This is a genomic window from Bacillus sp. SYZHCR11 (genome assembly GCF_057196865.1).
This window is the reverse complement of sequence record NZ_JBXUND010000004.1, coordinates 281,177-293,225: the sequence shown is the minus strand read 5'-3', so window position 1 is coordinate 293,225 and position 12,049 is coordinate 281,177. Positions and strand designations below refer to the sequence as shown.

The 12,049-nt window shown below is 47.4% G+C and carries 10 protein-coding genes; 8 read left to right on the top strand and 2 right to left on the bottom strand.

Translation table 11 applies throughout. The annotated features are described in order from the left end of the window. Window positions 1-176: 176 nt before the first annotated feature. The 3 genes from opuAA to AC2CGA_RS16185 are packed head-to-tail and all read left to right on the top strand — an operon-like array spanning window position 177 to window position 3,163. On the top strand, window positions 177-1,433 hold the full coding sequence (gene opuAA / locus AC2CGA_RS16195) for a glycine/proline betaine ABC transporter ATP-binding protein OpuAA (RefSeq protein WP_003156640.1): 1,257 nt from the start codon (window positions 177-179) through the stop codon (window positions 1,431-1,433). After that, the gene (opuAB, locus tag AC2CGA_RS16190; RefSeq protein WP_003156639.1) at window positions 1,434-2,282 is read left to right on the top strand and encodes a glycine/proline betaine ABC transporter permease subunit OpuAB; all 849 of its coding nucleotides are present in this window, start codon (window positions 1,434-1,436) and stop codon (window positions 2,280-2,282) included. It begins immediately after the preceding gene. Then, window positions 2,282-3,163, top strand: a complete 882-nt coding sequence (locus AC2CGA_RS16185; RefSeq protein WP_484480234.1) for a glycine betaine ABC transporter substrate-binding protein — start codon at window positions 2,282-2,284, stop codon at window positions 3,161-3,163. Before opuAB ends, AC2CGA_RS16185 begins: the two co-directional genes overlap by 1 nt. A 35-nt stretch (window positions 3,164-3,198) precedes the next feature. Here the strand turns inward: AC2CGA_RS16185 and AC2CGA_RS16180 are convergent, their stop codons facing one another. Then, complete coding sequence (locus AC2CGA_RS16180) at window positions 3,199-4,320, bottom strand: M20 peptidase aminoacylase family protein (RefSeq protein ID WP_015388731.1); 1,122 nt, start codon at window positions 4,318-4,320, stop codon at window positions 3,199-3,201. Between the two features lie 133 nt (window positions 4,321-4,453). Here AC2CGA_RS16180 and AC2CGA_RS16175 point away from each other — a divergent pair, with 133 nt between their 5' ends. The 4 genes from AC2CGA_RS16175 (at window position 4,454) to AC2CGA_RS16160 (ending at window position 9,898) form a co-directional block, all read left to right on the top strand. Continuing rightward, window positions 4,454-5,887 (top strand): YfcC family protein, encoded by a 1,434-nt coding sequence (locus AC2CGA_RS16175; protein WP_139885560.1) that lies wholly within the window; start codon window positions 4,454-4,456, stop codon window positions 5,885-5,887. A 91-nt stretch (window positions 5,888-5,978) separates the two neighbouring features. Beyond that, window positions 5,979-6,467, top strand: a complete 489-nt coding sequence (locus AC2CGA_RS16170) for a DUF6773 family protein (RefSeq protein WP_003156631.1) — start codon at window positions 5,979-5,981, stop codon at window positions 6,465-6,467. A gap of 229 nt (window positions 6,468-6,696) precedes the next feature. Then, complete coding sequence (gene amyE, locus AC2CGA_RS16165; RefSeq protein ID WP_300949960.1) at window positions 6,697-8,676, top strand: alpha-amylase; 1,980 nt, start codon at window positions 6,697-6,699, stop codon at window positions 8,674-8,676. Between the two features lie 268 nt (window positions 8,677-8,944). Then, the gene (locus tag AC2CGA_RS16160) at window positions 8,945-9,898 is read left to right on the top strand and encodes an L-lactate dehydrogenase (protein WP_024084867.1); all 954 of its coding nucleotides are present in this window, start codon (window positions 8,945-8,947) and stop codon (window positions 9,896-9,898) included. Between the two features lie 41 nt (window positions 9,899-9,939). Here AC2CGA_RS16160 and AC2CGA_RS16155 read toward each other — a convergent pair whose 3' ends face one another. Next, window positions 9,940-11,472 (bottom strand): MDR family MFS transporter, encoded by a 1,533-nt coding sequence (locus AC2CGA_RS16155; protein WP_003156627.1) that lies wholly within the window; start codon window positions 11,470-11,472, stop codon window positions 9,940-9,942. Between the two features lie 113 nt (window positions 11,473-11,585). Between AC2CGA_RS16155 and AC2CGA_RS16150 the strand changes: the two genes are divergently transcribed. Continuing rightward, complete coding sequence (locus AC2CGA_RS16150) at window positions 11,586-12,047, top strand: MarR family transcriptional regulator (protein ID WP_003156626.1); 462 nt, start codon at window positions 11,586-11,588, stop codon at window positions 12,045-12,047. Window positions 12,048-12,049 lie beyond the last annotated feature (2 nt).

The window sequence follows — 12,049 nt, the reverse complement described above, 5'->3', positions numbered from 1 at the left end:
CTTTATAATTTATCCTCAATAAGGAGGATTAGAGAGTATTTAGAAGCATACCAGAGGAAAATAAGACACAGGGATGTTTTTAAAGTAATGATACAAAATAAACGGGATTATGATGTTTGTTTGACTTATTACAAACGTGTTACGGTATTAAAGATTGCTTATTATGGAGGGAAAATATGAATTTGGATGAGAAACCAATTAAGATAAAAGTCGAAAATGTATCTAAGGTTTTCGGAAAACAGACAAAAAAAGCCATTCAGATGCTGTCCAGCGGAAAAAACAAAAAAGAGATCCTGAAAGCGACCGGATCAACCGTTGGTGTCAATCAAGCAAACTTTGATGTATATGATGGGGAGATATTTGTCATCATGGGTCTATCGGGGAGCGGTAAATCAACTTTAGTTCGGCTGTTAAACCGGCTTATTGAACCGACTGCCGGGAATATTTATATTGATGGTGACATGATAACAAATATGTCAAAAGACCAGCTCCGGGAAGTGCGCCGGAAAAAAATCAGCATGGTCTTTCAAAAATTTGCGCTGTTTCCGCACAGAACGATTCTTGAAAATACGGAATACGGGTTGGAACTCCAAGGCGTCGACAAAAAAGAGCGTGAGCAAAAAGCGCTTGATTCGCTTAAACTTGTCGGTCTTGAAGGCTTTGAACACCAATTCCCAGATCAGCTCAGCGGAGGAATGCAGCAGCGTGTCGGACTTGCCCGCGCATTGACGAATGATCCTGACATTCTTCTGATGGATGAAGCTTTCAGTGCGCTTGATCCGCTGATCCGCAAAGACATGCAGGATGAGCTTTTAGACCTTCATGACTCTGTCGGCAAGACGATCATCTTCATCACGCATGATCTTGATGAAGCATTGCGCATCGGCGACAGAATCGTGCTGATGAAAGACGGTAACATCGTTCAGATCGGGACGCCTGAAGAAATTCTGATGAGCCCGTCCAATGAATACGTTGAGAAATTCGTTGAGGACGTTGACTTATCCAAAGTTCTGACAGCGGGCCACATCATGAAGCGCGCTGAAACCGTGCGGATTGACAAAGGGCCTCGTGTAGCGCTGCAGCTCATGAAGAATCTCGGTATTTCTTCTATTTACGCCGTTGATAAACAGAAACAGCTTCTCGGCGTCATTCACGCGGCGGATGCGAAAAAAGCGGTGGAATCCGACTTATCGCTTCAGGATATTTTAAATACTGAATTTACGACTGTGCATGAAAGCACATACTTGACGGAAATTTTCGATGTCGTGTCTGATGCGAATATTCCGATCGCCGTCACGGACGATAAGGACCGCATGAAAGGCATTGTTGTAAAAGGCGCATTAATCGGCGCGCTTTCAGGAAATAACGATTATATAAATGTTGAAGATTCTGCTGAACAAGCTCAGGATTCTTCTGTTCAGGGGGTGAAGTAAATGGACAGATTGCCTAGAATTCCGTTAGCAGATATCGTTGACCGGTTTGTTGACTGGCTTACCATGACGTTCGGAGGTTTCTTTGACGGAATCTCAAACGGCTTGGCCGCTTTCGTAAACGCGATTGTGAGCGGTTTGGGTTTCATCCCGTCTATTTTATTGACTGTTATTTTTGCAGCTCTCGCTTGGTGGATCAGTACGAGAGGAATTGCACTCTTTACGCTAATCGGATTCCTTGTTATTGATTATTTGGGTTATTGGTCGCCGATGCTGCAAACGTTGGCGCTTGTCGTCACATCTGTTTTGATTTCGATTATTATTGGGGTTCCGATCGGCATATGGGCGTCTCAGAAAGAAACAGTCCGCCGCATTGTCACACCGATTCTGGATTTAATGCAGACCATGCCGGCTTTCGTATACCTGCTGCCTGCAATTTTCTTCTTTAATATCGGGGTTGTTCCAGGCGTTGTGGCATCTGTTATTTTCGCGATGCCTCCGACGATCCGCATGACGGTTCTCGGTATTAAACAGGTTCCGGCTGATCTGATTGAAGCGACGGAAGCATTCGGTTCAACGACGTCTCAGCGTCTGTTCAAGGTGCAGCTTCCGCTTGCCACAAAAACAATTCTTGCCGGTATTAACCAAAGCATCATGCTTGCTTTGTCAATGGTCGTTATCGCGGCCATGGTCGGTGCGCCGGGCCTCGGTTCTGAAGTATACAGCGCCGTGACACAGTTGAAAACCGGTGTCGGAGTGGAAGCGGGTATCGCGATCGTTATCGTAGCGATTACACTCGACCGTATCACGCAAAACATTAAAGTGAAGAAGAAGAGCAGGGGGAATGCCTGATGCTTAAGAAAATCATCGGTGTCGGCGTTACCGCTGCGCTGGCTCTTTCTTTGGCTGCCTGCGGTTCGCAGACTGATGATAAGGCAACGGCTGCGGACCAGGTGAACAAAACCATTATCGGTATCGATCCGGGATCGGGGATCATGGCCCTGACGGATGAGGCCGTGAAGGATTACGGATTGAAAGACTGGAATGTCATCACGGCGTCAAGTGCCGCCATGACGGCGACATTGAAGAAATCATATGACCGGAAAAAGCCGATCATCGTAACGGGCTGGACGCCGCACTGGATGTTCTCCAGATACAAGCTGAAGTTCCTTGATGATCCGAAAAAAACGTACGGAACTGCCGAGCAGATTCATACGATTACAAGAACCGGCTTCAGTAAGAAACAGCCTAACGCGGCCAAAGTTCTCAGCCAGTTCAAATGGACGCAGGACGATATGGGAGAAGTCATGATTGCCGTTGAGGAAGGCGAAAAGCCGGCCAAAGCCGCAGCTGAATATGTGAAAAAACATAAAGACCAAGTGGCTCAATGGACAAAAGGCGCCCATAAAGTCAAAGGGGATAAAATCAACCTGGCTTATGTGGCATGGGACAGTGAAATCGCAAGTACGAATGTAATCGGAAAAGTATTTCAAGACCTCGGCTATGACGTGAAGCTGACGCAAGTGGAGGCAGGACCGATGTGGACTGCGATTGCGACAGGCAGCGCGGATGCGTCATTGTCTGCTTGGCTTCCGAATACCCATAAGGCATATGCGTCTAAATATAAAGGCAAATATGAAGATGTAGGAACGAGTCTGACAGGCGTCAAGATGGGTCTGGTCGTTCCTCAGTACATGAAAAACGTCAATTCAATTGAAGATCTGAAGAAGTAATGAAGAAAAGCAGCCCTGTAACGGGCTGCTTTTTTTTATGCTTCAAACGATTTGAGGACGGCGGCCGTTAATATCTCAGCGCCAGTAAAGATGGCGCTTCGGTCAAATGTCATTTGGGGATGGTGAAGTCCAGGCTCCAGACCGCATCCTAGGCCGAGCATCGTCGTTTTCAAGTTCGGCACCTTTAACCCGTAAAAGTGAAAATCCTCTCCTCCGGTTGTCACAAGAGGTTCATCCACATGTTCTTCTCCGAGAATGCTGCTGATCGCAGATGTCATGATGGCTTCCGCCTCCTTGTTTCGCTCGGCTGCCGGGAGGCTGTGTTCTTTTTGCAGTTCGATTTTTGCGCCGAATGCGGCAGCCGCCGCCTCACAGGCTCTTTCGGTTTCGGCGGTTAATTTCTCCATGGCGGCATTGGTTTGTGCGCGGAGATCAAGGCTGAACGATGCTTTTCCCGGAATGATATTGGAACTTTCTCCGCCTGCCTGAAGCTTTGTCATCTTCACGGAATGCGGGATGCCGGGATCAAGATGAATGAAGCTGAGTTTTTGGACGAGAAGAGCGGCGATTTCGATACTGTTAAGCCCGAGATGCGGTCTCGCGCCGTGGGCTTCTTCTCCGATAATCAGGCCTTCTATATGCCGGCTTGAGCCATGCAGAATGGACGGTGCGCATCGGCCGTTTGCCGTTTCCTGTACGGGGCGCACGTGCACGCCGTATAAGAAGTCAACATCATCCAGTACGCCTTTTTCAATCATTTTCAGCGCTCCGCCGCCTTTTTCTTCAGCCGGCTGAAAAATAAAGCGGATGGTGCCCTTCGGAAGCTTCGGCTGACTCTTTAAAAGCATCATCGTGCCGAGCGCCATCGTCATATGTGAATCATGTCCGCATGAATGGTTCGCCTGAAAGACACCGTCCACTTCCTGCCACAGCGCGTCAATATCCGCCCGGACAGCCACAACGGGCGAGCCTTCTCCGATTTCGCCGACAACACCGGTGCAATCATCAAACGTACGGATCCGGCAGCCGGCCTCTTTCAGTTTTTCAGTCAGATATTCAGTTGTTTGATATTCTTTCCAGCTTACTTCGGGATTGGCGTGCAGGTGGTCAAAAATGTCCATAATGACTTGCTTTTCATGCTCTGTGAGTCTGTTCATGCCGTAAGTCCTCCTTCAAAAGCTGTCTGTTTTTTATTTTTGATATTGAAAACAGGCAATCGGTCTGTATATAATATAGCACATATCTGTATTTTCTGAATAGTTTATAAATTCAAAGCGGGATGGTGATGTTATGGCTGTGCCGAAGGCCGAACCTGTATTGAAAAAGAAAAAATTGTTTGTGATGCCTGATGCTTATGTGCTGCTGTTCATTGTCGCTTTACTATGCGCGATAGCATCATACATCGTTCCTGCGGGGGAATTTGACAGGGTGACAAAGGGCAGTGTGACGTCCGCCGTTCCGGGAAGTTATCATTCTTTAGACCAGTCTCCTGTCAGCCCGATCGCTTTTTTTACCGCGATTCAGGAAGGGATGACAAGTTCCGCGCCGATTATTTTTTTAATCCTGTTTACGGGCGGCACCATTGCGATTTTGGAGAAAACGGGCGCTATCAATGGATTGATCAGTAATGTCATCAGTACGTTCCGCACCAAACAGCTGCTGTTTATTGCAATTGTCGGATCTCTATTTTCGATCCTCGGCACAACCGGCATCGTCGTTAATTCCGTGATCGGTTTTATTCCGATCGGCCTGATCGTCGCCCGTTCGCTGAAATGGGACGCTGTGGCCGGAGCGGCCGTCATTTATATCGGCTGCTATGCCGGGTTTAACGCGACGATTTTATCACCTTCACCGCTCGGGTTATCACAAAGCATCGCGGAGCTGCCGCTGTTTTCCGGCATCGGCCTGCGGATTGCCGTCTACATTTGTTTTCTGCTATCATCTATTTTATATATTTATCGGTATACGAGAAGGCTCAGAAAAGCAAAGGACGCCAGTCTGCTGGGGAACGATTGGTTTCCGGCGGCAGGTTCAATCCCGCAGGCTTCAGATCCGGAGGACAAGCCAGTCCCGTTTACCGTCCGCCATAAATTGATTCTGGCTGTCGCGGCTTTGTCGCTTGCCGGCTTTTTATACGGCGCGCTTACTCTTGGCTGGTCTGATTCAGAGATGGCCGCCGTGTTCATTTTTATCTCAATCGTGTCAGGCCTGATTGCGGGAATGGCGGCAAATGATATCGCAAAAACGTTTATTACAGGCTGTCAGGGGCTCGTTTACGGCGCGCTGATCGTCGGAATGGCGAGAAGCATTTCCGTTATTCTGGAACACGGAAAGCTGCTTGATACGGTAGTCAATGGACTTGCGTCACTGCTGCACGGTTTCAGCCCGATGGCAGGCGCAATCGGAATGTATATTTCCAGCGCCCTGCTTCATTTTCTGATATCATCGGGCTCAGGGGAGGCGGTCGTATTTATTCCGATTTTGGCGCCGCTTGCCGATTTGATGGGCATCACGAGACAGGTCGCGGTTGAAGCGGTCATGCTTGGGGAAGGCGTCGTAAACTGTGTCAATCCGACTTCCGGCGTGCTGATGGCCGTACTGGCTGCCAGCGGCATTCCGTACGTAAAGTGGCTTCGCTTCATGGTTCCGCTGGCGCTGATTTGGTTTGTCATCGGCCTTGTGTTTATCTGCATAGGCGTCCTGATCAATTGGGGCCCTTATTAACATTTTTGTCAATGATATTTCGGTTTATCATTATGAATCGGCAAGATATAATGGGAGTTGTAAGCCATTCTTAATAGTACGGGAGGAAGTCATGAATCAGCGTCGGAACAGACTTTCAAACGTGAATGGAAAGAGTGAGAGTGTGAAAGAGAAAGAACGAATGATTTGGTCAGAAGTCGGAATGCTTGTGGGCACACTGTCTTTGCTTGACATCATCGTACGCGGACTTGTTCTGAACTGTCCGTTTAGGGAATGGGCCGGAAGCTTGGCGGTTTTCTTCATTATAATTGTTTATTATTGCATCAGGGCGGGAGCGTCGGGAATGCTCATGCCGAGAATAGACACCAAAGAAGAACTGAAAAAGCGGGTGAAGCAGCAGCGGATAGATTCAATAGCAGTCACTTTTGCGGTGGCGGCGCTTACGATGTACGACAGGGGGTTTCCCCATACATTCTTTGCTTGGCTGAAAATGATCTTTCTTTTTATCGTCTGCGGAGGCATTCTGTTTCTGCTTCGGTATGTCATTGTGAAGCTGTCTTACAGAAGAGCGATAAAAGAAATAAAAAAGAAATCATCTTGACAGGTGGTTTCTTTTTTTGTTTGAAAGCGGGAAGTCTTTTTAATTGATAGGAATATAGATTTGAATTCACTCTGCCGCGTTGCTTTGATAGAGAGAGTGTGATAAGTTGAAATGTAAGCGTTAACAGAATTCTCCAGTCTTCACAACAGTTGAAAGGAGCTGAAGAAAGAGTAAGAGGAATTTTTGACTCCGCAGTCAGTCTTCAAAAATGAAATAAGGAGTGTCAAAAATGTTTGAAAAACGATTCAAAACCTCTTTACTGCCGTTATTCGCCGGATTTTTATTGCTGTTTCATTTGGTTTTGTCAGGCCCGGCGGCTGCAAACGCTGAAACTGCAAACAAATCGAATGAGGTGGCCGCGTCATCGGTCAAAAACGGGACCATCCTTCATGCCTGGAATTGGTCGTTCAATACGTTAACACAAAATATGAAAGAGATTCGTGATGCGGGCTATGCAGCCATTCAGACGTCTCCGATTAACCAAGTAAAGGAAGGGAACCAAGGAGATAAAAGCATGAGGAACTGGTACTGGCTGTATCAGCCGACATCGTACCAAATCGGCAACCGTTACTTAGGCACTGAACAAGAATTTAAGGACATGTGTGCAGCCGCGGAAAAATATGGCGTAAAAGTCATTGTTGATGCGGTTATCAATCATACCACCAGCGATTACGCCGCGATTTCTGACGAGATTAAGCGTATTCCAAACTGGACCCATGGAAACACACAAATTAAAAATTGGTCGGACAGGTGGGACGTCACTCAAAATTCATTGCTTGGGCTGTATGATTGGAATACACAGAATACTGAGGTACAAACCTATCTGAAACATTTCTTGGAAAGAGCATTGAATGACGGAGCGGACGGGTTCCGCTATGATGCCGCCAAGCATATAGAGCTTCCGGATGATGGGAATTACGGCAGCCGATTTTGGCCGAATATCACAAATACATCGGCGGAGTTCCAATACGGAGAAATCCTGCAAGACAGCGCGTCCAGAGATACTGCTTATGCGAATTATATGAATGTGACGGCTTCTAACTATGGGCATTCCATCAGATCCGCTTTAAAGAACCGTAATCTGAGTGTGTCGAATATCTCCCATTATGCATCTGACGTGTCTGCGGACAAGTTGGTCACATGGGTGGAATCACATGATACGTATGCCAATGATGAGGAAGAGTCCACATGGATGAGTGATGACGATATTCGTTTAGGCTGGGCAGTGATTGGTTCCCGCTCAGGAAGCACGCCTCTTTTCTTTTCCAGACCTGAGGGCGGAGGAAATGGTGTAAGATTTCCTGGAAAAAGTCAAATAGGAGATCGCGGGAGCGCCTTATTTAAAGATCAGACGATCACTGCGGTCAATCAATTTCACAATGTAATGGCCGGGCAGCCTGAGGAACTCTCGAATCCGAATGGGAACAATCAAATATTGATGAATCAGCGCGGCTCAAAAGGCGTTGTGCTGGCTAATGCGGGATCGTCTTCTGTCACCGTCAATACTTCAACGAAATTGCCTGACGGCAGGTATGATAATAGGGCCGGCGCCGGTTCATTTCAAGTAGCGAACGGCAAACTGACAGGTACGATCAATGCCAGATCCGCGGCTGTTCTTTATTCTGATGATATTGGAAATGCGCCTCAGGTCTTTCTTGAGAATTACCAAACGGGGGCAGTCCATTCTTTCAATGATCAGCTGACGGTCACCCTGCGTGCAAATGCGAAAACAACAAAAGCCGTTTACCAAATCAATAATGGGCAGCAGACAGCATTTAAGGATGGAGACCGATTAACGATCGGGAAAGGAGATCCAATCGGCACGACATACAACATCAAGTTAACCGGAACGAACGGCGAGGGTGCAGCGAGAACCCAAGAATACACGTTTGTCAAAAAAGACCCGGCCCAAACCAACATCATTGGCTATCAAAATCCGGATCATTGGGGCCAGGTAAATGCTTATATTTACAAACATGATGGAGGCGGGGCCATAGAATTAACCGGATCGTGGCCGGGGAAAGCAATGACTAAGAATGCAAATGGAATTTACACGCTGACGCTGCCTGCGAATGCGGATACGGCCAATGCCAAAGTGATTTTTAACAATGGCAGCGCCCAAGTGCCCGGGCAGAACCAGCCCGGATTTGATTATGTGCAGAATGGTTTGTATAACAACTCCGGTTTAAACGGTTATCTTCCGCATTAATGGATAGGGCTATCATCACATCAGCGTGCCGGCAAACCCTCGCTTCTGGGAAAAGGACAGCACGTCTTCAATCACGCTGAAAAGATACAACATCCTAAAACGGTTCCGTTTTAGGATGTTGTCAACAATCTGGAAACCATCATCGATATTTTTTGTCCAAAAATCAAACTTTTCTCTTGCAAAAGTTTGTGAAGTGTTGCACAATATAAATGTGAAATACTTCACAAGTTAAAAACAGACACCACGAAACACTGGAGGATGAGCATACATGATGAACGAACGAGTGAACAAAGTAGCATTAATCGGAGCAGGTTTTGTTGGAAGCAGTTATGCATTTGCGTTAATTAACCAAGGGATCACAGATGAGCTTGTGATCATTGATGTAAATAGAGAAAAAGCCATGGGCGATGTCATGGATTTAAATCACGGAAAGGCATTTGCACCTCATCCGGTGAAAACGTCTTACGGAACATATGAAGATTGCAAGGATGCCGATATCGTATGCATCTGTGCCGGAGCCAATCAAAAACCGGGCGAAACGAGACTTGAGCTGGTCGAAAAAAATCTCGCCATTTTCAAAAGCATTGTCGGTGAAGTAATGGCAAGCGGATTTGACGGCATCTTCCTCGTTGCCACAAACCCGGTCGACATTCTCACTTATGCGACATGGACATTCAGCGGTCTGCCGAAAGAACGCGTCATCGGCAGCGGCACGACACTGGATTCTGCGCGATTCCGTTATATGCTGAGTGAATATTTCGGAGCCGCTCCGCAAAACGTACACGCCCACATTATCGGCGAGCACGGCGATACCGAGCTTCCTGTATGGAGTCACGCCAATATCGGCGGAGTGCCGGTGCAGCAGTTGCTGGAGAAAAATGCAGCTTACAAACAGGACGAGCTGGATCAGATCGTGGACGATGTGAAAAACGCCGCCTATCATATTATTGAGAAAAAAGGCGCGACATATTACGGAGTGGCGATGAGCCTCGCCCGCATCACAAAAGCGATTTTGCGTAATGAAAACAGTATTTTAACCGTCAGCACATATCTGGACGGGCAATACGGTGTAAACGACGTCTTTATCGGCATTCCGGCTGTCGTCAATCGGAACGGCATCGCCGGTGTGACGGAACTTGAGCTGAATGAAACAGAACAGCGTCAATTCAACCATAGCGCAAACGTGCTGAAAGACATTCTCGCTCCGCATTTCGCGGAGTAAACAAAAAAGCAGTACATGACAAACGCCATGTACTGCTTTTTTTAATTCGCTTTTTTCGCCATTTCCTGAGAGGTTTTTACTCTCGCTTTTCCCATAAACAAAATGGTAACGGCCGCAATGACGATCGGCGCCAGCGCAAGCGTGAATACATATGTGATGCTTTGCGACATGGCGTCAATAATGCGATCCAGAATGTGCGGCGGAATATGGGCGCGCGTGCCGGCCTGGAAAATCTCCTGCGGATTTCCGATGTTCTGCATCGCGCCGCCCGCTCCTTTCATGCCGCTGAATGAATCTGTGAGCTTGTTGGTAAACACATTCGTCTGGATGGTCCCGAAAATCGTCACACCGAGCGTCATACCGAATGATCTCAAAAACGAGTTTGTTGAGTTGGCGCTTCCGCGGTAACGCGGCTCCAGATCGTTCATGGACGCAGCCGGCAGCAGTGAGAAGTTGAAGCCGACGCCGAATCCTGAGATCAGCATGAATACCGTCAGCATCGTACGCGCCGTATCCGGAGTCATATTGGAAAGCAGCAGCATTCCGATAAAGAAAGCGACCACGGAAATCAGCATCAAATTACGGAACCGCACTTTCGTCTGGAAAATTCCGCCGATCATACTTCCGATAACAGAACCGATCATCATCGGTGTCAAAATAAAGCCCGCGCTCGTCGCGGTGCTGCCGTACACAGCCTGAACGAAAATCGGGATAAATACCGCTAAAATCACAAATGTGGCTCCGTAAAGGAACGCCAGAATCTGTGCCGTGGCAAATAAACGGTTTTTAAACATCCAAAATGAGATAATCGGTTCTTCCGCTTTTCTTTCCACGATAAAAAAGGCGATAAAGAACACGGCGAACACAGCGAACAGACCGATGATCTGAACGGAGTTCCAATCATACGTTTTTCCGCCGAGCTCAAGAGCGAACATCAGACCGACAATGGAAACCACCAGCGTAATCGCGCCGGCCCAGTCGATTTTCTGCTTCTTGTGTTCAAGGGATTCTTTATAATAACGAAGAATGAAAAACAATGATAAAATACCGATCGGCACGTTGATATAAAACACCCAGTGCCAGCTGATGGAGTCGGTAATGAGCGCGCCTAAAAGCGGCCCGAGAACGCTGGAAAGGCCGAAAACGGCACCGAACATGCCCGACATTTTTCCGCGTTTTTCCGGCGGAAATAAATCAAAAATGATCGTGAAGGCGATCGGCATCAGCGCACCTCCGCCGATTCCCTGAATGACGCGGTAAATAATGAGCTGATCCATTGTTTGAGCGATTCCGCATAATGCAGATCCGATTAAGAAAAGAATAAGACCGAATAAAAAGAAACGCTTGCGTCCGTACATATCGGACAGTTTTCCGTAAATCGGCATACCGGCCATAACGGCTACCATGTATGATGCCGTCACCCACGCGAACTTATCGAAACTTCCGAGGTCCGCCACGATATTTCCCATCGCAGTGGCAACGATTGTATTATCCATAGCCGACATTAAAATGCCCAGCAAAAGACCGATGACGACAAACTTCGTCGAGGCGTCCTTCGCGGCTGTTTGTTCCATGCTTTTTCCTCCCATACTTACTTTTGATCATTAAATTTGCTATGATCATATTAGATTTGCCGAAAATTATCTTGATCGTCAAGATAAATTGATTTTATAGGGAGGCCTGTCAGTTGTCAACAAGAAATACCAGAAGCGAGACGGAGGAAACCGCCATACAGTTATTCCGGAAGATGGCCACAAGGACGATCCTGTTTCATCAGGCGGCCGCTCAATCTCTCGGTCTGTTTCCGACCGATTTGAAATCAGCTGATATCTTAAATGAAGCAGGCCCGATGACCGCAGGCGAGCTCGGGAAAAAAACCGGCCTCAGCACAGGTTCGGTAACGGCGCTCATTGACCGGCTCGAAAAAGCGGGATATGTCATGAGGAAAAAAGACCCCGAAGACAAACGGCGGGTGATCATCGTGCCGCTGACAGCCGGAAAAGCAAATGTGAAGCAATTGTTCAGCTCCTTATCCCAGTCCACGATCAGCCTTTGCCGGCAATATAAAGAAGAAGAACTGCGGCTGATATTCGATTTTTTAGGAAAAGCGACGGACATGATGGAAGACGAGCTTGAGAAATTAAAATAATG

Coding starts and splice junctions, on each gene's coding strand:
- opuAA (WP_003156640.1), top strand. CDS start 177: ATGAATTTGGATGAGAAACCAATTAAGATAAAAGTCGAAAATGTATCT.
- opuAB (WP_003156639.1), top strand. CDS start 1,434: ATGGACAGATTGCCTAGAATTCCGTTAGCAGATATCGTTGACCGGTTT.
- AC2CGA_RS16185 (WP_484480234.1), top strand. CDS start 2,282: ATGCTTAAGAAAATCATCGGTGTCGGCGTTACCGCTGCGCTGGCTCTT.
- AC2CGA_RS16180 (WP_015388731.1), bottom strand. CDS start 4,320: ATGAACAGACTCACAGAGCATGAAAAGCAAGTCATTATGGACATTTTT.
- AC2CGA_RS16175 (WP_139885560.1), top strand. CDS start 4,454: ATGGCTGTGCCGAAGGCCGAACCTGTATTGAAAAAGAAAAAATTGTTT.
- AC2CGA_RS16170 (WP_003156631.1), top strand. CDS start 5,979: ATGAATCAGCGTCGGAACAGACTTTCAAACGTGAATGGAAAGAGTGAG.
- amyE (WP_300949960.1), top strand. CDS start 6,697: ATGTTTGAAAAACGATTCAAAACCTCTTTACTGCCGTTATTCGCCGGA.
- AC2CGA_RS16160 (WP_024084867.1), top strand. CDS start 8,945: ATGATGAACGAACGAGTGAACAAAGTAGCATTAATCGGAGCAGGTTTT.
- AC2CGA_RS16155 (WP_003156627.1), bottom strand. CDS start 11,472: ATGGAACAAACAGCCGCGAAGGACGCCTCGACGAAGTTTGTCGTCATC.